Below are 20,622 nucleotides of genomic sequence, written 5' to 3'. Positions count from 1 at the left end.
GTGCGGGCGGTGCGGGGGGTGCGGGGGGTGCGGGGGGGCGGTGTGCCCGGTACCGCGCACGCATGAAGGCCCGCCGGCCGGCAGGCCCAGCGGCACCGACCGGCGTGAGGCGAGCCCGGCACCCCGGGGCGCCCGCACGGGCACGCCGCACCAGCCGCCCCGCCGGGCGCTACGCCTGCAGTGTCGGACGCGGCGGCACCCCCGCCGCCACCGCGCGGCTGCGGGGCGCCGCGGTTCCCGTCCAGCAGGTGCCGCGCCGCGCGAGGAGTCGCCGGAGCCAGAGTTCCGTCGAGACCAGGTCCGCGAGGCCGTCCAGCGGCACCGGCTCGCCCTCCGACGCCGCGCGCAGCGCCTTGCGGACGACGCGCGCCTCGACGATGCCCGCGTCCGCGAGCAGGGGCGTGTCGAACAGCGCCAGCAGCTCGGGCAGGGCCAGCCGCAGACCCGACCGCGTCGCCGCCGTCGCCGCCGCCTGGGACGTCGCGCCCCAGCCGGGCGGCAGGTCGTGGATGCCCGCGCCCGCGAGGACCGACCGCAGGACCGTCGCCCGCGCGCCCGGCTGGACCCGGAGCGCCTCGGGCAGAGCGCGTGCCGCCCGGACGACCTGGTTGTCGAGAAAGGGCGCGTGCAGCCGCTGGCTGCGCACCTCCGCGGCCTGCTCCAGGACGCGGTGGTCCGCGGCGTACCGCGCCAGCGCGGCACGCGCCCGCGCCTCCCCCGGCCGCTGCACCGACGTCGGCCGTGTCGCCGCCTCCTGCAGGCGAACCGATACTTCAGCGAGCGCCTCCCCCGTGAGCCACCGCGCCGCAGGACCCGGCCTGGACCAGGCGAGGGCGGCCAGGGACGCGCCCAGCGGCCCGTTCACGGCGGGCGTGGTCCGGTTGGCCGAGGGGAGGTGCGCCGCGGCGGACTCCAGGCCCGCCCGGTACGGCGTACGGGCCAGCCGGCGCGCCGCCCGGTACACCGTGAGGGGGACGAGCAGCGACCCCGCCGACGCCCCCTGCGCCCGTGCCAGCGCCGAGACGGGCCGCAGCAGCGGCCGCCGCCGGCGGTCCATCAGCAGGTCGGCGAGCCGGGCCGGATGCGCGTCCAGGACCTGCCGCGCGCCGAGTCCCGTGAAGTGGTCCGCGCTGCCGGCGGCGAGCCGGCGCCGGTGCCGTTCCGCCACGACCAGGGAGGGGCCCGGCTCGTCCGTCAGCGGCCCGGACTCCAGGTCGGCGTACGGCAGCGCCTCCTCGCCGGCGGCGACGACGACGTGGTGCAGGCGCGGGTTCTCCGCGATGGACCGGGCGCGCTCCAGCTCGTCCTCCCGCCCGTCGCCCGCCGCCAGGTCGTTGAAGGTGACGGCCAGGAGCCGCTCGCCCGCGCCCGTGCCATGCCCGAGGATCGTCCCCGGCACCCCCGGCAGCCCGGCGGCGAGCAGCGCCAGCGTCCCGGAGGCGCTGCCTCCGGACAGATCGGCGCCGATGCCGGGCGCGGGTGCGCCCCTCGCCGCGCGCCGTTCCGCCGGGCCCATGCCGGGCACGGGACCGGGGTCGGGCGGCAGCGTCTCGGGCGCGTGCCGGGGCGCGGTGAGTCTCGCGCGTACGGCGTCTACGAGCGCGTCCCGCATCGCGTCCATCGCCCGGTCCGCCTCGAGCTGGGGCGCCGCGACGGCGAGGGAGGCGACCGGTTCGTACCCGGTGATCTCGCGCGAGCCCTCGCGCAGGATCAGCGCGTGCCCGGGCGGGATGCGTTTGACGCCCGCGTACGGCGTGGAGTCGCGCAGCGCCTCCGGGGTCTCGGGGCAGGCGAGCAGCGCGGCCAGGTGCCCGATGTCGAGCTGGGCCTCGATGAGGTCGGCCAGGGGCAGGGCGGCGGTGGCGTACGCCGTGCCGTTGGCCCAGGGTGTGTAGAAGACGGGCCGCGCACCGGCGAGGTCTCCGGCGATGGTGATACGGCGCCCGACCTGCACGACCGCCGTGTAGCTGCCCGCCCAGGCGGTGAGATGGCGCAGCGCACCGCCCCGCGCCGCGAAGAGCCCCACGCGGAGTTCCTCGTCGCCGACGGCACAACACCCCAGTACGGCAAGGCGGGTGAAGGGATCGACGGTGACGACGCGGACTTCGTCGGGCCGCCAGTCGCCCACGGCCCAGAGCGGATCGGGGTCGCCCCACAGCAGCTGGGCGCCGACGGGGTGGACGGTGCGGCTCTCCTCACCGGCCTCCGAGCGGCCGGTTCCGGCGGTGGTTCGGACAGCTCCCGCCGTCCCGAAGCTTGCGGCGACACTGCTCCACCCCACCAGCCACCGCATCGCGCCTCCACAGCCTGTGGACAACCCTCGGCACCCTCGGAACACCCGATTCGGCACACCTCGATGAGGACATGCTGCCACGACAACGGCGTAGAGGAGGGGCTCCGGGGTCGCGCGCGCAAAAAGTGAACGCGCCTCTGGCATTGGCCATTTACCGGCGGCCCGCCGGCTCCGGCGCCACGCCCCCAAGGCCACGAACAGTGCGCGAACAGTGCGCGAGGGAAGGGCGACATTCGGCCATTCTCCGAACGCCACAGAACCGAACACCAGTCCGGGAATTCCGTCGTACGCACAGTCCGGGAGGCGCCCTTCGCCTCCCGGACCGCTCCGCCGCCCGCGGGGATTGAGGCGGCGGTGTTCCCCCAGCCCACCGGATCCCTGTGCCAGTGGGCCGACCCACGCAGGACTCATGGAAGCGCTCCCGCCACGGCCGGGCGAGAGCGCACGGACGGGCGCACGGCCACACACCGGGAGCACGAAGACGGCCGGGACCGACCCGAAACGCACAACAATCTCGCCATACGGAACACCACCTCTTAACGGTCGGGATCCGGCGAACTACGCTGTGTGTCACTGCTGTTCTCCGCGGGGGGTGCATATTCCGAGGGGTTCGGCCACACGCTCTTGCGCGGGTGGCCGGGGCCCGCGGCGGAACCGCCGGTGGATGCCGCGTCCCCGGGGGAGAACGCAGTACGAATGCCGCGCGCGCCCGCACCGGGCGCCTCGGCGGCCGTCTGTGTGTCGAGGGGTGGCGCATGTCCAGGGAGCAACGCGGGCCGAACGACAAACTCGGCACCGTTCTCGCCCTCGCGGGAATCAGCAACGCCGGCCTCGCCCGGCGGGTCAACGACCTCGGCGCACAACGCGGTCTGACCCTTCGTTACGACAAGACCTCGGTGGCCCGCTGGGTCTCCAAGGGCATGGTGCCGCAGGGCGCCGCGCCCCATCTCATCGCCGCCGCCATCGGGCAGAAGCTGGGCCGCCCGGTGCCGCTGCACGAGATCGGCCTCGCGGACGCCGATCCGGCCCCCGAGGTCGGGCTCGCCTTCCCGCGCGACGTGGGCGAGGCGGTGAAGTCGGCCACCGAGCTGTACCGGCTGGATCTGGCCGGGCGGCGGGCGGGCGGCGGTGGGATCTGGCAGTCGCTGGCCGGTTCCTTCGCGGTGAGCGCGTACGCGACGCCCGCGTCCCGCTGGCTGATAACCCCCGCGGACCCGTCGGTCGAACGGAACGTGGAGCGCACGACCGAGCGCACGGCGGAACGATCCGCGGACAGCGGCTCCGACGGGGCGGCCCCGGACAGCGCGTCCGACGACGGCCACGTCCGCGTCGGCCACACCGACGTCGCGAAGCTCCGCGAGGCCGCCGAGGACGCCCGCCGCTGGGACTCCAAGTACGGTGGCGGGGACTGGCGTTCGTCCATGGTCCCCGAGTGCTTACGCGTCGACGCGGCGCCGCTGCTCCTCGGTTCGTACTCGGACGAGGTCGGCCGCGCACTGTTCGGCGCGACCGCGGAGCTGACCCGGCTGGCCGGCTGGATGGCCTTCGACACGGGCCAGCAGGAGGCGGCCCAGCGGTACTACATCCAGGCACTGCGCCTCGCCCGCGCCGCCGCCGACGTCCCGCTCGGCGGGTACGTGCTGGCGTCGATGTCGCTGCAGGCGACCTACCGGGGCTTCGCCGACGAGGGCGTGGACCTGGCCCAGGCGGCCGTGGAGCGCAACCGCGGACTCGCCACCGCGCGCACGATGAGCTTCTTCCGGCTGGTGGAGGCCCGGGCGCATGCGAAGGCGGGTGACGCGGCCACGGCCGGTGCCGCGCTGAAGGCCGCGGAGGCCTGGCTGGAGCGCGCCCGTGACGGCGACGCCGACCCGTCCTGGCTGGGCTTCTACTCGTACGACCGCTTCGCGGCGGACGCCGCCGAGTGCTACCGCGACCTGAAGGCCCCCCGCCAGGTCCGCCGCTTCACCGAGCAGGCGCTGTCCCGGCCGACCGAGGAGTTCGTACGGTCGCACGGGCTGCGGCTTGTCGTGAGCGCCGTGGCCGAGCTGGAGTCGGGGAACCTGGACGCGGCGTGCGCGGCGGGGACGCGGGCGGTGGAGGTCGCGGGCCGGATTTCGTCCGCGCGTACGACGGAGTACGTACGGGACCTGCTGCACCGGCTGGAGCCGTACGGCGACGAGCCGCGCGTGGCGGAGCTGAGGGAGCGGGCACGACCGCTGCTGATGGCACCGGCGTAGGCCGTACCCGACCCGTGTGGCGTGTCCCACCTGGTTTAACGCGATTGTCAGTGGGCCAGTGCACTATCGGGGGTGGGAGGAGTGTCATGACGGCGGCATACCACTGCGACGTGCTGGTGATCGGCGGCGGGATCATCGGCCTGTCGACGGCGTACGCCCTGACGCGCGCCGCGCCCGGCACCTCCGTCGTGGTGCTGGAGAAGGAGTCCGGCCCCGCGCGCCACCAGACCGGGCGGAACAGCGGAGTGATCCACAGCGGGATCTACTACCGGCCGGGGTCCCTGAAGGCGCGGTTCGCCGTGCAGGGCGCGGCGGAGATGGTCAAGTTCTGCGCGGAGTACGGCATTCCGCACGAGGTCACCGGCAAGCTGATCGTCGCCACCGAGCGCGAGGAGCTGCCGCGGCTGCACGCCCTCGTGCAGCGCGGCAGGGAGAACGGGATTCCGGTGCGCGAGCTGGGCCCCGCGCAGATCGCCGAGTACGAGCCGCAGGTCCGGGGCGTCGCCGCGATCCATGTCGGGACGACGGGGGTGTGCGACTTCGGCGCGGTCGCGGCTCAGCTCGCGGAGAGCTCGGGCGCTTCGGGCGCGGAGGTCCTCTACGGCGAGCAGGTCCGGGTCGTCGACCGGCGCCCGTGGGGTGTCGCGGTGCGTACGTCCACGGGGCGGATCGTCCGGGCGCGGGCGCTCGTGAACTGTGCGGGGCTGCAGTGCGACGAGGTGGCGCGGCTCGCGGGCGACGAGCCCGAGATGCGGATCGTCCCCTTCCGGGGGGAGTACTACGAGCTGGTGCGCCCCGAGCTCGTGCGCGGGCTGGTGTATCCGGTGCCCGACCCGGCCTTCCCCTTCCTCGGCGTCCACCTCACCCGGGGCATCGAGGGCGGCATCCACGTCGGTCCGAACGCGGTGCCGGCACTCGCCCGCGAGGGATACGGCTGGTCCACGGTCCACCCGCGCGAGCTGGCGGCGACGCTGAGCTGGCCCGGGTCCTGGCGGATCGCCCGCCGCCACTGGCGGTACGGCGCGGGCGAACTGCACCGCTCGCTGTCGAAGCGTGCCTTCACGGAGGCGGTGCGCCGGCTGCTGCCCGCGGTGACGGAGGACGACCTGCGGCCGGTGGCGGCGGGGGTGCGGGCGCAGGCGGTGCTCCGGGACGGGACCCTCGCGGACGACTTCCTGATCAAGGAGGCCCCTCGCACGGTCCACGTCCTGAACGCACCCTCCCCGGCGGCGACGGCTTCCTTGCCGATCGGCCGCGAGGTGGCGAGGCGGGCGCTGGCGCACATGGCGTGACGGCCGACCGGTCGGTCGCCGGGCGCCGCCGTCCGGTGGGCCTCGCTCCGGTGGGCCTCGATCGCCCCTACCCGCAGCGAGCGGGACCCGTTCGCCCCCGCCCGCGCCGTACAATCGGGGCATTGTGTCTGAGTTTGAGAACGTCACCACCAAGGGACCCCGCGCGAAGGGCGAGCCGCGTTTTCCGGGCGGGCCCGCCGCCGATCCCGCCGGGTCGCACCACGAGCGCCGGATCCGCAGCTTCCAGCCGCGCCGGAGCCGGGTGACCGCCGGCCAGGGCGAGGCGCTGCAGCGGCTGTGGCCCATGTGGGGGCTGGACATCGACGGGCTGCGGACCCTCGATCTCGGTGAAATGTTCGACGGGCTGCCGGTCGTCCTGGAGATCGGTTTCGGCATGGGCGAGGCGACCGCCCAGATGGCCGACGCCGATCCCGGCACCGGCATCCTCGCCGTGGACGTGCACACCCCGGGGCAGGGCAATCTCCTCGGGCTCGCGGACCGCATGGGCCTCACCAACGTCCGCGTGGCCAACGGTGACGCGATCATCCTGCTCCGCGAGATGCTCACCCCGGACGCGCTCGAAGGGCTCCGTGTGTACTTCCCGGACCCGTGGCCCAAGAAGCGTCACCACAAGCGCCGGCTGATCCAGCCCGAGTTCCTCACGCTCGCCGCGAGCCGGATGAAGCCGGGCGCGGTGCTGCACTGCGCGACCGACTGGGAGCCGTACGCCGAGCAGATGCTCGAGGTCGTCTCCGCGCACCCCGACTTCGAGAACACGCAGGTGGACGGCGGCTTCGCGCCCCGTCCCGGCTTCCGGCCGCTGACCCGGTTCGAGGGACAGGGCCTGGACAAGGGGCATGTGGTGCACGACCTGCTGTTCCGCCGCAGGGCTCGGTAGCGGCGCCCGGGCGCGTGGCGCCTCCACATCGCCCTGTCGTGTAACACCGTCGCGCACTGTCGGTGCCCCTCGTTAGGGTCGTCGGGTGTCCGACTGGTCCCCGCAGCCGCAACCGGCGGCGCCACACCCCGCCGTCCCGGCGTGCGTCGAACAGCCGCTGTTCGACGCCGTGCCGGCGCGTGCGCAGTGGCGCTACCGGCCCAGCCGCGCCCTCTGGCGCAGCAAGGCCCTGCGCGCCGGGATCCTCGTCACCCTGCTCGCCCTCTCCGGCCTGGTCATCCTCGCGCTGGTGCGCGAGCAGACCGGCACCGAGGGCTTCCTGGTGGGCCTCGGTCTCGCCCTGCTGCCGGTCCCGCTGCTGCTGGCGGCGTTCCGCTGGCTGGACCGCGTCGAGCCGGGCCCCTGGCGGAACCTTCTCTTCGCCTTCGCCTGGGGCGCCTGCGCGGCCGCGCTCGTGGCAATCATCGCGAACTCGTTCGCGACCCAGTGGATAGCCACCGCGACCGCCGATCCGACGTCCGCGGATACGATCGGTGCGACCGTCATCGCCCCGGTCGTGGAGGAGAGCGCGAAGGCTGCGGCCGTCCTGCTTATCTTCCTCTTCCGAAGAGGGGACTTCACGGGGATCGTCGACGGCGTCGTCGTGGCCGGCTTCACCGCGACCGGCTTCGCCTTCACCGAGAACATCCTCTATCTCGGCAACGCCTTCGGTGAGGACCAGGAGTTCGGCCACTCCGGCTTCGCGTCCGTCACCGCGGCGACCTTCTTCGTACGGATCGTGATGTCACCGTTCGCGCATCCGCTCTTCACCGTGCTGACGGGCATCGGCTTCGGCATCGCGGCGATCACGGCACGCCGGAAAAGGTTCCGCAGGACCGCGCTGCCGCTGCTCGGCCTCGCAATGGCGATGGGCATGCACGCGCTGTGGAACGGCTCGGGGGTGTTCGGCCCGTGGGGCTTCTACGCGGTGTACGGGGCGTTCATGGTGCCGGCCTTCGCGCTGCTGACCTGGCTGGCGGTGTGGACCCGGCAGCGTGAGCTCCGTACGGTCGCGGCCCAGCTCCCCGCGTACGCCGCGGCGGGCTGGCTCTCGCCCACCGAGCCGCTCGCCCTCTCGTCCATGCGGGCGCGCACGATGGCCCGCGACGTGGCGGGCCGTGCCCATGGCCCCGCGGCCGCCCGTGCCGTGTCCGAGTACGAGGCCTTCGCGACCTCCCTCGCCTTCCTGCGTCACCGCGCCCACCGCGGCACGGCCGGCCCGGACTTCGTGGCCCGCGAGCAGGAACTGCTCCACCACCTCTGGAAGCGCAAGCACGTCGCCTCCCCGGCCCTGACGTACGCGGCCCAGGCGACGGGCGGGGTCTGGCTGCCGGCGCCCGCGCCGTACCGGGACTACGGGGGCTACAACCCGTACCGGGGGTAGGCCGACAGCCCTGGCGTCGGGGGGGTGCCGCCAGGGCTGCCGGGGTCGTACGAGCACGAGGAGCAGAAGGGGGACGTCGGGACCGGCTGCCCGGATGCGGGCAGCCGGGTTCAGGCGAGGCCGCTGTGAACGTGAACGCCAACGCGAAACGTGCACTCGAGCATCGAGAGTCGTCGGGCGAACCGGAGAACCGGCCACCTGGCCAACCGGCGATTCACTGAGCCGACGACTCGGTGAATCGACCAAGCGATGAAGCGACGCCTCAGATGGTGAGGCCCTTGTCCCGCAGCCACGCCGCCGGGTCCACTCCGTCGCCACCCGCGGTGTGCACCTCCAGGTGCAGGTGCGGGCCGGTGACATTGCCGGTCGCGCCGACGCGGCCGATCGTCTCGCCCGTCGTGACGGTCTGCCCCACGCCGACGGTCATCGACGACAGGTGGCAGTACCAGATCTCGGTGCCGTCCTCGAGCTCCAGGACGATGCGGTAGCCGTACGACCCGGACCAGCCCGCCGACTTGACGGTGCCTCCGTGCACGGCCTTCGCCGGCGTGCCCGTGGGCGCCGCGAAGTCCAGACCGGTGTGGTAGCCGGAGGACCACATCGAGCCGGCCTGGCCGAAGGTCGACGTGATCGTGTACGAGGACGTCGGCAGTGCGTAGCTCGCGGCGAGCTTGGCGAGCCGCTCGGCCTCCGCCTTGCGCGCCGCCTCCTCCTCGGCCAGCCGCTTCGCCTCCGCGGCCTCGGCCTCGGCCGCGGTCTGCTGGGCCTTCGCCTCCGCCGCAGCCTTCTCGGCGGCCGCCTTCTCCGCGGCCGCCTTCGCCTCGGCGTCGGCCTCGGCCTGCTGCTGCTCGGCCTGCTGGAGGATGCGGGCGCGCAGTGCCTCGCCCGCGCCGGTGGCGCTCTCCTCGCCGCCCTTGGCGGACGCCGTGTCGGCGACGGAGAGGGCGGTGAGCGGCGCCTCGTTCCCGTTGCCGTCCTGCTCGTCGGACTCCCCGGAGATCAGGGAGCCCACGCCCGGCAGCGACTTGGCGTCCGGAAGGTTGTCCGTGATGGTGTCGGGAAGGGATATGGAGACCGCGGGCTTGTCCTGCGCGGTGGCCATGCCGCCCGCGCCGACCGCGGCGATGACGCCGACACCGAGGACGGTGGAGCTCCTGGCGAGACCGTTGCGCTGCTTGACAACGCGGTGCCTGCCACGGACCGGCCGGACGGACTCCTCGGTCGGGTTCCACTCCTCCGTCCCGGCGGCGGGGCCCCACTCTGCGGTGGGAACCCACTCGGTGGTGGGCGGCTCTTGGAGGGCAGGCTCGTTGGACGCCACGGAGGCGTGCTCCTTTCCTTCCTTCTCGCCTACCGGGTTAGCTGACGGGTTCGGAGCAGGAAGGTCTCCTACGAGCACCAGGAAGTGCCCGATTCACCCCAATTGGTGGTTCCCCGGTTCCCTTGCGGGATTCGGCGCATGCGCACGGTGCCGTCTCTTGCGACGGCTGGGACGACCGCGCTGCGTTATCGAACGTTAATAGACACCAGGGCCCTATTCCAAGCCGTTCCCACTGATCATTAACGACATTGGCCTGGACTTACCGGCCACAAGAGGGGAGAAACGGGCGAGTTGACCCCACCTCACCCGACCCACACTTTCTGACGGCGCATCAAATGTTATGCGGAGGGCTCTCTTTCGATTACGTTCCGTCGCGATGGGGGACCACCGGCATCGTCCGGCGCCGTTTCGGCCGCCGCTCCTCCGGCCGGCTGACCGCCAGCAGCGCCATGTCGTCCGTCGATGCGCCGCCCGTGTGCCGCAGTACGTCGGCGACGACCGCATCCAGCAGTTCCTCTGGGCCGGGGAAGATCCGGCCGCCCAGCCGTTCGCGCGGATCGTAGAAGACGCCGTGCGCGTCGCGCGCCTCGGACAGCCCGTCCGTGTAGAGCAGCAGCGTGGCCCCCGCCGGGAACGCCGCCTCGTCCACCCGGTCGGGCCAGGTGCCGAGACCGCCCATGCCGAGCGGCAGCGCGGGCACGCTCGGCTCCAGCACGACCAGCATTCCGTCCGTGTGGAGGACGAGCGGCGGCGGATGGCCCCGGTTGACCACCCGCACGTGTCCGTCGCCCCGTGGGATCTCGGCGAGCACGGCGGTGGTGAATCCCTCGAACACATCGAGCCCCGAGCGCCTCGTGCCCTCCCGCCCCAGCGCCCGCTCCAGTCGTTGCGCGACCCCCTCCAGCAAGGGCTCCTGCTCGGCCGCCTCGCGGAACGCCCCGAGCACGATGGCCACCGTCTCCACCGCGTTCAGCCCCTTCCCCCGTACGTCCCCGACCACCAGCCGCACCCCGTAGGGAGTGTCCTGCACGGCGTACAGGTCCCCGCCGATGAACGCGTCCGCCTGCGCCGCCTCGTACCGCGCGGCGATCTGCAGCCCGCCGATCCGCTCGGCGGGCGAGGGCAGCACGGCCCGCTGGGCGGCCTCCGCGACGACGCGTGCGGACGCGAGGCGCGCGCTGCCGCGGCGCACGACCCGGTTGATGAACAGGGCCAGCCCGGCGACGGTGACCACGGTCAGCAGCTCGGTGATGGACGGGATCTCGGTGAAGGTGCCGTTGTACATCTGCAGCCCCGCCTCCGCCGCGATGGCGCCGATGCCGGCCAGCAGGGTGTACCACGGGGAGAAGAAGGGAGCGGCGACCATCGGCGACGCGGCGAAGAGGGGCGATGCCGTGTACGTCGCCGGGGTGGCCAGGTCGAAGAAGATCCCGCCCACGATGAGCAGCACGGGCAGCAACTGGACGATCATGCGGCCGACGTCCCGGCGCGGCGCGCCGCCGGCGCTCTCGTCGACGGTGTTTTCGTCGCCGACGAGGTCCTCGTCGCCTTCGCGTTCGCCTTCGCGTTCGCCTTCGCCTGGTCGCTGCCCCACCGATGGTCTCCTGCCCGGTCCGCCCACGGATGCGGACCTACCGCGCCCCACCCAGGCTGGCCGGAGCCGGGCCGCGCGGCGAATCGCCATCGGCCAACCGGACTACGTCCCGGCCGGTCGGCCGGGCCACAGAGCTGCGGCCACCGGGTCGGCGGGCTGACGGCTGCGTATCGGGGGTGGTCACCAGGGGGCCCTCCTGGTGACCCGATCAGGGGTACGGGCGTGAGTGCGGGCCTCAGTCGTCGCTGAGGTTGCGCTCCGCGTACACCTTCATCGCGTCGCGCACGAACTCAGCCGTGCCCTCGCCGTGCCGGTCGTAGTTCGCCGTGAAGCGCGGGTCGGCGACATACATCTCGCCGAGCCCGATGACGTACGACTTCGTCGGCGTGACCGTCACCGACAGCCACTCGATCTGCCGCTGTGCGATCGCCTGCGCCTCGTCGCTGTCCGGCGCGAGACCGTCCTTGAACGCCTGCCCGAAGTCACGGGCGATCCCGGCCTGCCGGTCCTGGAAGGCCTTCTTCTCCTCCGCGCTGAGCGAGCGCCACCAGCGGTCGCCCTTCTCGTACGCGTCGCGGCCCCAGCGCCGGGTCACCTCCTCCTCGTACTGGGTGTGGTCGAAGCCGTCGAAGACTTCTTCCGCCATGAGTTCCTCTCCTCTCTCCGTGCGGTCGAGAGTGGTCCGCACCGAGGCGATCTGCCGCCCGATGCGCTCCCGCTCCTGCTCCAGCAGCCTCAGATGGGTGCGCAGGGCGGCGGCCGTGTCCCGCTGTCCTTCCAGGACCTGCGCGATGGCCGGCAGCCCGAGCCCCAGCTCGCGCAGCAGCAGAATGCGCTGCAGCCGGATCAGGGCGTCCTGGTCGTAGTAGCGGTAGCCGTTGCTGCCGATCCGGCTCGGCACGAGCAGCCCCAGCTCTCCGTAGTGCCTGAGCGTGCGGCTCGTCGTACCGGCTTTCCTGGCGATTTCCTGGATCGACCACTCCATGCCTTTCACGCTAGAACTTGACGTTGCGTAAAGGTCAAGCGCGGGGTGGCGGAGCCGACAGGGCGACTGGGGGCAGGCAACGGGGTCCAGACACACCGAAGGCCCGGATCCATCAGGATCCGGGCCTTCGGTGTTCAGTAGCGGGGACAGGATTTGAACCTGCGACCTCTGGGTTATGAGCCCAGCGAGCTACCGAGCTGCTCCACCCCGCGTCGGTGAACACCACCTTACGCCATCGGGAGCAAGATCCACTCCAATTGACGATCGTGAGCCGTCCCGAGGCGGTCAGGCACCGTTCCGGGCAGCCCACATCACACCGGTCACCGGCCCTTCACCGGCCACCCGGCCGGGTTCTTGCGCTCGTGTCCCCACGCCGTCCGTGGGCCTACTCGGCGACTTCCGTGCGTTCCCACCACTCGTACACGGGCAGCCGCCCCTCCGGGCTGTCCTCATGGCGCGACGTGACCTTGAAGTGCTCGTAGCCACCGCGGTGCGGGATCTTCAGCTCTTGTCCGGGAGGCGTGATCGGGACGATCTGTCCTGCCAGGTCGTCCGGGCCACCCTCCAGGAGTGCCTTGCTAGTCATACGTCCAGTTTTCCCGGGACTGGTACTCCATGCACCTCATGCGCCTCGTCAGGCCACATCAGGCAACATCAGGCCGGATCGCGTCACAGCCGGTCGAGAAACGCGCACAGATTCGCCCTGGTCCGTTCGATCTGCTCCGCCACCGTGAGCGACTCCTGGAGACGCCCTCCGGGCACCGCCTGCTTCCTGCCGCGTACGTAGAGGGAGCAGTCAAGGTCGGTGCACATGTACAGGCCGACCGAGTTCCCGTCGCGGCCCGCCTGGCCGGTCCTGCGGGCCGTCATGAGCGAGACGCCGTCCCCGGGGTGGGTCGTCAGACACAGTGAGCACATGCTGCGATGCAGATAGCCCCGCTGCCGGGCCGGGAAGCGCAGGGCCACCCCGATGAGCCGGCCGTCCCGCTCGGCGACGACATAGCTGCGGTCGGGCGCGCCGGGATCACGCCACCCCAGGAAGTCCAGGTCGTCCCAGGGGCGCTCCGCGAGATCGCGGGGCACGGCCAGCCGCTTGGCCTCGCCCTTCGAGCAGTTGACGAACGATGCGCGGATGTCCTGTTCGGTCAGTGCCTTCATATCGCCGACGCTAGGCATGCCTAGATATATTAGGCAACAGATTAATAGTCCTAGGCAGAGAGGCGCCCATGGCAGCTCGTGCCGGCCTGACGGCCGACCGGGTGGTGGAAACGGCGGCGGACCTGGCGGACGAGGCGGGCTTCGGCAACGTGACGGTGTCCGCGCTGGCACGCCGCCTCGGCGTCAAGGACGCGAGCCTGTACTCGCACGTCCGGAGCCTGTCGGACCTCCGCACGCGGATCGCGGTGCTCGCCACGGCCGAACTCGCCGACCGCATCACCACGGCCGTCGCGGGCCGCGCCGGAAAGGACGCGCTGACGGCCTTCGCCCAGGCCTACCGCGCCTTCGCCCTCGACCGTCCGGGCCGCTACGCGGCGGCCCAGATCCAGTTCGACCCCGCGGTCGTCGCCGCTTCGCCCGCCCACCGCCGCACCATCGAGACCACGTACGCCATGCTCCGCGCCTACGGCCTCTCCGAACCGGACCTGACCGACGCCGTCCGCCTGCTGCGCAGCACCTTCCACGGCTTCAGCAGCCTCGAGGCGACGGGCGGCTTCGGGGCCCCCCGCGACGTACAGGCGTCCTGGGAGCGGACGGTCGAGGCGCTGCACGTCCTGCTGGAGCACTGGCCGCGCGCGGAAACTCCCCCAACTCGGCCCTGACGTCGGCTCGCACGGGGTCCGGACGTCGAAACCGCCCGGCAGTGCAGCTCTGTTGCCGCCCAAGGCGATGCGATTGCCTTGCGCAGCTCCTATCTTGTCCGCATGAATCCCGAGCCCGAGCCCGCGGCGCCCGTCCCGCCCGCGAACCACGCCGACAGCGCGAACCAGCAGTCCGAGTGGTTCGGACCCGACGGACGCCCCGTCCACAAGGAGCAGTGCACCTGCTTCAGTCAGCACAGGGCGAACCGGCAGGACCCCGTCGGATTCCATGCGGAACTGCAGGACACGTCGTCGCCCGGGTGGCGGCGTCTGCTCGACAACGTCGACGAGGCCGTCGCGGACGGCAGAGAGGAGTTCAGTCCTCTCCACGGGCTCAGCCCGCTGGAGCGGCGCGACGTCATCACGCTTCCCCCGACCATCGGCCGGCTGACCGCGGTGAAGCACCTGATGCTCTACGGCAGCAACCTGGTACGGATTCCTCCGGAGATCGGAGGGATGACGAACCTGGAGGAGTTCACTCCGTACACCTCGCACCGTCTGCACTGGTTCCCGTACGAGATCACCCGCTGCACGAAGCTCACCAGGAGCACGGTCAGCACCCGCTCACTGTTCGGCAACTTCAAGCTGCGCCCGCCGTTCCCCCGCCTGTCGGCAGAGGGGGACCCCACCCCGAACGGCAGCCTCGGCACGCTCGACCCGACGGCGTGGGGCGCGACGGCGATCCGCACATGCAGTGTCTGCGACTGCCCGATGGAAGGCGCCGAACTCCACCAGGTGTGGATATCCCTCGTGGTCGCCACCGACGTCCTGCCTCTGCTGGTCAACGCCTGCTCGGCCGAATGCGTCGCCGCGCTGCCGCCGGGTGCCGACGGCTACGCGCCTGGGCCCCACAAGGGCGGCGGGGACGTGGATCAGCCCCGGGCCGATTGAGGCCCCCGGCCCCTGCCCCAGGTACGGCGCTGTCCGAGCGTGCTGGTGCACGGCTTACGTGCGGGGCCGGCAACGAGGCCGGCAACGACGAAGCGCCCCGGCCGGACGGAACCGGTCGGGGCGCTTCGTAGCAGGTCAGGGAGGTTTCCCCCGGCCCTGCCGGCGGTAGGCCGTGTGGGACTCGAACCCACAACCAACGGATTAAAAGTCCTGGGGTCTTGCGCCGGGCCACTCCGGCTGACTCCGGGAGCCCCGAAAACCCCTGGATAACGAGGCGTGTTAGTCCGGGCAACTCCGGTAATTCTGGGCCGCTCCGGGACCTCCGCTCACGCACCGCTCACGCACCGCTCACGCAATCCTGCGCTTCCGATGCGGTCTGACCTGGCGTTACGACCATTGTTCCGTACTGCATAGTGCACGGCAACGCCCCAGCCGTGGACATGAAGAAGCCCCGGCCAGCGACGGGGGGGACGCTGGCCGGGGCCGTTTGGAGCCCGGGGAAAGCTCCACCTGCTCTACGTGTGAGGGCGGCCCGCCCGTCGCGACGAGTCGAAGATTTCTCGCCACAAGGAAGCCCCGGCCAGCCGGGACGGTGGCCGGCCGGGGCGGTTCGGTGGCTCTACGCCTGAGCGTGAACGAGCAGGGTGCCGACCGTCCGGTCCCCGGGCGGGGCCGGCAGCACCTCGGCGGTGGCGGTGAAGCCGTGCTCGGCCAGGATCCCGACCCAGCGGTCGGGCTCGTAGTCCCAGCGCGGGTCCTCGTTCTCGGAGCGGTTGATGAAGGCGGCCTGACGGCCGTAGCAGCCTTCGATGGCCGGCCGGTGGGAGAAGGCGAACACGCCGCCCGGGCGGAGCCGCTTGCGGACCAGAGGCAGCAGCACGTCAGGGTCGGTGAACCAGGCCGCGCCGAACACGGAGAACACGGCGTCGAACTCCTCGCCGGTCTGAGTGAGGTAGGCGACCGCCTCCGCGTGCTCCCACTCCAGGCTGGACATGTAGCCCCAGCGATCCTTGGCAATGGCGAGCTGGGCGGGAGAGACGTCGACACCGATCGCACAGGTGCCGAGGGTGGCCAGGTGGGCGAGGTTGCCGCCGGTGCCGCAGCCGAGCTCGAGCACGGCTGAGCCGAGGCCGATATCGAGGATCTCCGCGCCAGGGCCGTGGTCGGGGTACTGGGTCCAGTTGAACCAGGTGGTCTGGCCGGCAGCGTTCACCTGGCGGCGCTGCTTGCTGCTCTTCGCGTACACGTCCCACGCGATGGTGTCGGTCAACGTGCTGGCCTTTCACGCCGGGCGGCCGCCCGGTAGGGGATCACCGGGCGGCCGCAAGGTGGGTTACTTCTTGGGGCTGTCGTGGCATCCGGCGTGGCACTGGCCGCAGGTGGCCGATGTGGGCCACAGGTCGTGATCCACGGTGAGGCCTGCGGCGGTCATTGCGGTCACCGTATTACGCAGCGGCTCGCCCGTCTTGGAGTCGCGGCCGTCAGCCTCGATCTCGTCGTCGGGTACGTGGTGCACGAACCGTCCGGCGACCCGCTCGCAGAAGGCGGCGTAGTCGACGGTGTGCAGGATGAACGTGTGCCAGCCGATGTCGACCAGCTTGCTCGGCACCAGCCGCTGCCCGGGGCTGTGCGCGCCGGCGGCGAGGAACGCGGCTGTCTGGGCGACGATGCGGCGGGCCATCGGCTCGTCGATGTCGGCGTGCTCCTTGGTGATGCGGGCGGTGAGCCGCTTCATCACCTCGGTGTCGACCAGGGTGCCGGGTCGGTGATGCCCACGGGACGCTCCAACGCGATGGTCATGCTTCCTCCTGTGTGGACGTGTCCTCGGTTGAGGACGTCGGCGTGACGTTCGGCGGGCAGTCGGCAGGGTTGGCGTGCACGATCAGGCGCACGTCGGCGGCTGACATCCGGGGCACCCAGGTGACGATGCCCTTCTCGGTATGGCGACCGCAGGCGGCGCAGAAGCCCTCGTCGTACTCGGGCTCCTCGTCCCACATGGGGCTCATCGCGTCCCGCTTTCCTTGCCGAGGCAGCGTGCGCAGGCGCATGCCGGTAAGGCGACGGAGAACGCTGGCTGATCAGTGGCCGGGAGGATGCACTCCTTGACGGGCGTTCGTGCCTTCGTCTCGGGGTTGACCCGGTAAACGCTGATGGTCAGGCCGCGATGTGATGAGCCGTTACCTGTCGTCGTCACGGATTTACCATGGCGTGACCACAGAGAGTTGCGCGGCGTCAGTGCAGGCGTCAAACCGACGACACACGGGGCGTCATTTCGGTGTCATTCCAGGGTGGTTGAGGCTACCTTGCTCTCATGGCCACACCGAACAGCGCACTGCGAGCAGTCCGCCTCGGCCTGCTCATGTCCCAAGACGACTTCGCCCGCGCCGTGCGAGATGCCGGCACCCGCGCGGGCCAGCCCAACGACGCCAACAAGCGACTCGTGCAACGCTGGGAATCCGGGGTGACCACCTCACCCCGCCCCGTCTACGCCCGCGCCCTCGAGTCCGTCACCGGCCTGCCCATAGAGTCCCTGGGCTTCGCCGCGGCGGCCGCTCGGGTCTCCGAGGACGGCCACGGCGGCCACGACGTCGAGGCGTCCACGAACGGCATCGCGCCCGCGGCCACCACCCCGCAGGCCGAGCCGCAGAGCGCCCACCGGAACTACTCCGGGGTGTGGCTGTCCCGCTACGAGTACTTCTCCAGCGGCCGCGACTCGGCATACACCGGGCAGCACTACGTGGTCGTGCTCCAGCACGGCAACCGGCTCACCGTGCGCAGCCTGCCCGGCTCGTCCGACAGCCCGCTGACCATGGACCTGGAAGTCGACGGCCACGTCGCCACCGGCACCTGGACGGAACAGACCGCGACCGAGGGCTACTACCGGGGCGCCCGCTACCACGGGGCGATTCAGCTGCTCGTCGAGCCGACCGGGCGGCGCATGACCGGCAAGTGGGTCGGCTTCGGTAAGGAGTTCGACGTGAACACCGGCCCGTGGGAGCTGGTGTTCCAGGACGCGTCGACGAACAAGGCAACGCTGGAGGCGTACAACAAGCGGCCCACTGCCTGAGCCTGGACGCACGAATGCGCCCCCTGCCTGAACCTGAGAGGGATCAAGCAGGGGGCGTCATGTGTTCAGCGGCATCAGGCACGCGGGGCGTCAGGGCTGATTGCCGATCGGAGGGCGGCCTGATGGGGACGTGAAGGCCAAGAGCCGATCAATGCGCGGCTTCATGATCGTGATGACACCTCGCCTTGATGTCATGAGCAGCCCCGCCTGTTCCAGCGCGTTCACGTCGCGAGTGATCGTCTTGTCGTCCTTGTCTGCGTACAGCAGGGCAATTCGTGTACCCAGAAGGGTTCGGATGTCACCCTTCGGGGTCCAACTTTCGTAGGGCAGAGCAAGGAGCAGCTTCCTCTGCCGCGAGCTGGCTGGCGTGTCCTTGCCGTATACATCATGGACGAAGTGATGCCAGGTCACCGTCAGCTGCTGCTCCTGGATCAGCACAAGCTGTTGCCGGAGACCGTCGACGAAACCCTGGAGCGAGTACTCGACCAGGCCGGTTGGCGAGTAAGGCTCGCGGCTGGTCCTGTGCAGCTCCCGGTAGTAGGCGGTGCGGGTTTTGTTGTAATGGTCGGCTATTACGTGAGCGGCGACGGCGGGGGCTCCGGCCTGCAGGAGCAGCTGGTACTCGACAAGGCGTGCAGTGCGGCCGTTGCCGTCCTCGAAGGGATGAATCCAGGTGATGTAAAGGTGCGCCATGAGGGCGGACAGGATGGCGACCGGCCGTTCGTAGGCTGTGCCGACCGATACGTCCCGCAGCTCGGCCAGCCAGCCGCATAGCTTGTCCAGAAGGTAGGCACAGTCCTCGGCCGGAGCGCCGCGGTAGACGTTGCCCACGGTGACGCTGGTGGTGCGGATCTCGCCGGGCTTGCCGTCTCCCTCTCTGAGCAGGTCCTTGAGCACGTATGTGTTGAACATGCGGATCCGCTCGGGGGTGAGGTCGGTGAGATCCCCCTGTGTGAGATCGCTTGTGATGCGGTTGTACCCGGCGACGACGTTGTCGATCTCCTGGCCGAGGTACTCCTGCGAGGGCGGCAGGTCGAGGTCGTGGTCGACCCGGCGGCGCACCTGCTCTTCGGAGAGTGTGTTGCCTTCAATCTGGGTGGTGGCGTGTGCGCCCTTGGACAGGAAGATGGTGTTCAGCTCGGCTGCGATGTCGGGCTGCAGAGGGACTCCGGCGATGTGGTCGAGCTTGGAAATCGACTCGCCCAACAGGAGCCAGCACTTCTCGTTGAGGTCGCGTTCTAGGTTGAGGTTGAACGTGATCCATGGATGCGTCTGCTCATATGTCCGCATCTTTGTCCCCTTCTGTGACTGCATCTCTGCAGGTCACAGGCCTCTATTCGATTGTGTCCCCATTTTTTGTCCACTGTACAGGGCATCAATGCGGGGTTCAAAGAGGGCTAGCCTGTCCGCCGCACAGACGCCAAAGCGCCCCCTGCCCGACCCCGTGAGGGATCAGGCAGGGGGCGCTTCGTGTCATGGGTACTGGCGGCGGTACGGGTCGAGGCCGAGGGACAGCGGGCCGGGGCCCTGCTCGGGCGGCGGGGCCCCGTCCTTCCTGCAGACGAGCGCGTCGGGGTCGCCGGGCGGTGCCTGCCAGCTGTAGCCGGTCGGGCAGCTCTGCCCGTCGCGGCCGTCCTTGCCATCCTCGCCTGGTGGCCCCTGGGGTCCCGCCGGCCCTGGCACGGTCGAGTCCGCCCCGGGCTCACCCGGAGGACCCTGCGGGCCGGGCACCGTCGAGTCCGAGCCGTCGGCTCCGTCCTCACCCGGCGCTCCGGGTGCCCCCGGGCTGGGGGTGATGGTCGGCGCCGGTTCCCCAGGATCGCCCTTCTCGCCCTGCGGGCCACGCGGGCCGGTGATGCTCTGCCCCGGCTGGCCTCGGCTGCCGGGCGGCCCAGCGACAGGCTTCGCGCCCAACTGCTGTACCTGGGCGGCGAGCGCGTCGCGGGCCTGGTTCGCCTCGCGCAGGTCCGCGGCGAGGTCCTGCACCGTGAGGAACGCGGCTCCGGCAAGGAGCGCGCCCCCGACAGCGAGGACGTCTCCCTGCCAGCCACGCAGTCGCGGCCGTTCTGCAGGCGCACAGGCTCCGCCAGGTGGCGGAGCGCGACGCGCAGCTGGAGAAGGGCCTGCCGTGGACCGACACGGGCAAGGTCTTCACGACGGAGTCCGGTGAGTGGCTGCACCCCGAGACGGTGTCGGAGACCTTCCGTCGGATCGTCGCGGAGACGGATCTGCCGCCGATCAACCTCCGCGATCTGCGGCACGGCGCAGCGGCGCTCATCAAGGCGGCCGGCGGCGACTTGCACGACGCGAAAGTGAAGCTGCGGCACTCGACGATCACGCTCACCTCGGACACGTACATGACCTTGTTCCGGGAAGCGGAGGAGGAGCTGACGGAGCGCGCGGCGGCGGTCGTCCCCCGTGCCCGGAAGGCCCTCAACGACACGTCCGCTCACGCACCGCTCACGCAGGAGCCCGGGAACGAGTGAAGCGCCCGGCCAGAATCTCTCTGACCAGGCGCTTCGCGGTAGGCCGTGTGGGACTCGAACCCACAACCAACGGATTAAAAGTCCGCTGCTCTGCCAATTGAGCTAACGGCCCTCGGCACAACACCCCTGAGCATAGCCGGACCGCACCGACCAGCCGATCGGGTATCGGCGGTGGGGGGGCGGGGGGGAGGGGGAGGGGGGGGGCAGAGGGGGGGGGGAGGGGGGGGTTTTTGGCTTCTCTTCTCCCCTCCCCCGCCCGGGGGGGAGACACAA

General features: G+C 71.3%; 19 protein-coding genes, 2 tRNA genes and 1 riboswitch. Of the genes, 8 read left to right on the top strand and 13 right to left on the bottom strand.

Features of this window, described 5'->3' with window-relative positions:
- Positions 1-169: 169 nt before the first annotated feature.
- The gene (locus tag ACFV9O_RS24395) at positions 170-2,293 is read right to left on the bottom strand and encodes an asparagine synthase-related protein (RefSeq protein WP_385421147.1); all 2,124 of its coding nucleotides are present in this window, start codon (positions 2,291-2,293) and stop codon (positions 170-172) included.
- A 755-nt stretch (positions 2,294-3,048) separates the two neighbouring features.
- On the opposite strand from ACFV9O_RS24395, the gene ACFV9O_RS24390 reads away from it, so the two are divergent.
- The 4 genes from ACFV9O_RS24390 (at position 3,049) to ACFV9O_RS24375 (ending at position 8,146) form a co-directional block, all read left to right on the top strand.
- On the top strand, positions 3,049-4,533 hold the full coding sequence (locus ACFV9O_RS24390; protein WP_385421145.1) for an MFS transporter: 1,485 nt from the start codon (positions 3,049-3,051) through the stop codon (positions 4,531-4,533).
- A gap of 86 nt (positions 4,534-4,619) precedes the next feature.
- Entirely contained in the window at positions 4,620-5,825 is a 1,206-nt protein-coding gene (lhgO, locus tag ACFV9O_RS24385) for an L-2-hydroxyglutarate oxidase (RefSeq protein ID WP_385421143.1), read from the top strand.
- Positions 5,826-5,946: 121 nt separating this feature from the next.
- A complete protein-coding gene (gene trmB / locus ACFV9O_RS24380) occupies positions 5,947-6,723 on the top strand; it encodes a tRNA (guanosine(46)-N7)-methyltransferase TrmB (RefSeq protein ID WP_385421158.1) in 777 nt (258 codons plus the stop codon).
- Between the two features lie 85 nt (positions 6,724-6,808).
- Positions 6,809-8,146 carry a PrsW family intramembrane metalloprotease gene (locus tag ACFV9O_RS24375; protein ID WP_385421141.1) on the top strand — a complete coding sequence of 446 codons (1,338 nt, stop codon included), beginning with the start codon at positions 6,809-6,811 and terminating at the stop codon, positions 8,144-8,146.
- A gap of 262 nt (positions 8,147-8,408) precedes the next feature.
- Here ACFV9O_RS24375 and ACFV9O_RS24370 read toward each other — a convergent pair whose 3' ends face one another.
- From ACFV9O_RS24370 to ACFV9O_RS24345, 6 genes are all read right to left on the bottom strand, one after another.
- The gene (locus ACFV9O_RS24370; RefSeq protein ID WP_385421140.1) at positions 8,409-9,467 is read right to left on the bottom strand and encodes a M23 family metallopeptidase; all 1,059 of its coding nucleotides are present in this window, start codon (positions 9,465-9,467) and stop codon (positions 8,409-8,411) included.
- 11 nt (positions 9,468-9,478) lie between these two features.
- Positions 9,479-9,614: riboswitch (cyclic di-AMP (ydaO/yuaA leader) on the bottom strand.
- 214 nt (positions 9,615-9,828) lie between these two features.
- The gene (locus ACFV9O_RS24365) at positions 9,829-10,938 is read right to left on the bottom strand and encodes a PP2C family protein-serine/threonine phosphatase (RefSeq protein ID WP_385421157.1); all 1,110 of its coding nucleotides are present in this window, start codon (positions 10,936-10,938) and stop codon (positions 9,829-9,831) included.
- 358 nt (positions 10,939-11,296) lie between these two features.
- On the bottom strand, positions 11,297-12,046 hold the full coding sequence (locus tag ACFV9O_RS24360; protein ID WP_385421139.1) for a TipAS antibiotic-recognition domain-containing protein: 750 nt from the start codon (positions 12,044-12,046) through the stop codon (positions 11,297-11,299).
- Positions 12,047-12,184: 138 nt separating this feature from the next.
- Positions 12,185-12,258, bottom strand: a tRNA-Met gene (locus ACFV9O_RS24355).
- A 173-nt stretch (positions 12,259-12,431) separates the two neighbouring features.
- Positions 12,432-12,632 carry a DUF5988 family protein gene (locus ACFV9O_RS24350; RefSeq protein ID WP_385421137.1) on the bottom strand — a complete coding sequence of 67 codons (201 nt, stop codon included), beginning with the start codon at positions 12,630-12,632 and terminating at the stop codon, positions 12,432-12,434.
- Positions 12,633-12,715: 83 nt separating this feature from the next.
- The gene (locus tag ACFV9O_RS24345) at positions 12,716-13,204 is read right to left on the bottom strand and encodes an FBP domain-containing protein (protein WP_385421135.1); all 489 of its coding nucleotides are present in this window, start codon (positions 13,202-13,204) and stop codon (positions 12,716-12,718) included.
- Positions 13,205-13,272: 68 nt separating this feature from the next.
- On the opposite strand from ACFV9O_RS24345, the gene ACFV9O_RS24340 reads away from it, so the two are divergent.
- Both ACFV9O_RS24340 and ACFV9O_RS24335 read left to right on the top strand, forming a co-directional pair.
- A complete protein-coding gene (locus ACFV9O_RS24340) occupies positions 13,273-13,866 on the top strand; it encodes a TetR/AcrR family transcriptional regulator (RefSeq protein WP_385421133.1) in 594 nt (197 codons plus the stop codon).
- 102 nt (positions 13,867-13,968) lie between these two features.
- Positions 13,969-14,796, top strand: coding sequence for a leucine-rich repeat domain-containing protein (locus tag ACFV9O_RS24335; protein ID WP_385421132.1), 828 nt, complete (start codon positions 13,969-13,971; stop codon positions 14,794-14,796).
- Between the two features lie 619 nt (positions 14,797-15,415).
- Here the strand turns inward: ACFV9O_RS24335 and ACFV9O_RS24330 are convergent.
- The 3 genes from ACFV9O_RS24330 to ACFV9O_RS24320 form a co-directional block, all read right to left on the bottom strand.
- Positions 15,416-16,066 carry a class I SAM-dependent DNA methyltransferase gene (locus ACFV9O_RS24330; RefSeq protein ID WP_385421130.1) on the bottom strand — a complete coding sequence of 217 codons (651 nt, stop codon included), beginning with the start codon at positions 16,064-16,066 and terminating at the stop codon, positions 15,416-15,418.
- A gap of 63 nt (positions 16,067-16,129) precedes the next feature.
- Complete coding sequence (locus tag ACFV9O_RS24325; RefSeq protein ID WP_385421128.1) at positions 16,130-16,531, bottom strand: glycine-rich domain-containing protein; 402 nt, start codon at positions 16,529-16,531, stop codon at positions 16,130-16,132.
- A gap of 61 nt (positions 16,532-16,592) precedes the next feature.
- Entirely contained in the window at positions 16,593-16,802 is a 210-nt protein-coding gene (locus tag ACFV9O_RS24320) for a hypothetical protein (RefSeq protein WP_385421126.1), read from the bottom strand.
- Between the two features lie 305 nt (positions 16,803-17,107).
- Between ACFV9O_RS24320 and ACFV9O_RS24315 the strand changes: the two genes are divergently transcribed.
- Positions 17,108-17,863, top strand: coding sequence for an XRE family transcriptional regulator (locus ACFV9O_RS24315; RefSeq protein WP_385421125.1), 756 nt, complete (start codon positions 17,108-17,110; stop codon positions 17,861-17,863).
- A 90-nt stretch (positions 17,864-17,953) separates the two neighbouring features.
- On the opposite strand, the gene ACFV9O_RS24310 is transcribed toward ACFV9O_RS24315, so the two are convergent.
- Together ACFV9O_RS24310 and ACFV9O_RS24305 are read right to left on the bottom strand one after the other, a co-directional pair.
- Positions 17,954-19,153 (bottom strand): Fic family protein, encoded by a 1,200-nt coding sequence (locus tag ACFV9O_RS24310; RefSeq protein WP_385421124.1) that lies wholly within the window; start codon positions 19,151-19,153, stop codon positions 17,954-17,956.
- A 183-nt stretch (positions 19,154-19,336) separates the two neighbouring features.
- Complete coding sequence (locus ACFV9O_RS24305) at positions 19,337-19,849, bottom strand: collagen-like protein (protein WP_385421122.1); 513 nt, start codon at positions 19,847-19,849, stop codon at positions 19,337-19,339.
- 104 nt (positions 19,850-19,953) lie between these two features.
- Between ACFV9O_RS24305 and ACFV9O_RS24300 the strand changes: the two genes are divergently transcribed.
- Positions 19,954-20,349 carry a hypothetical protein gene (locus ACFV9O_RS24300; RefSeq protein ID WP_385421121.1) on the top strand — a complete coding sequence of 132 codons (396 nt, stop codon included), beginning with the start codon at positions 19,954-19,956 and terminating at the stop codon, positions 20,347-20,349.
- Between the two features lie 39 nt (positions 20,350-20,388).
- Here the strand turns inward: ACFV9O_RS24300 and ACFV9O_RS24295 are convergent.
- Positions 20,389-20,461 (bottom strand) — tRNA-Lys (locus tag ACFV9O_RS24295).
- Positions 20,462-20,622: the final 161 nt, after the last annotated feature.

Source organism: Streptomyces sp. NPDC059909 (genome assembly GCF_042730885.1).
Taxonomy (GTDB): domain Bacteria; phylum Actinomycetota; class Actinomycetes; order Streptomycetales; family Streptomycetaceae; genus Streptomyces.
This window is presented reverse-complemented; position numbering and strand designations above follow the sequence as displayed.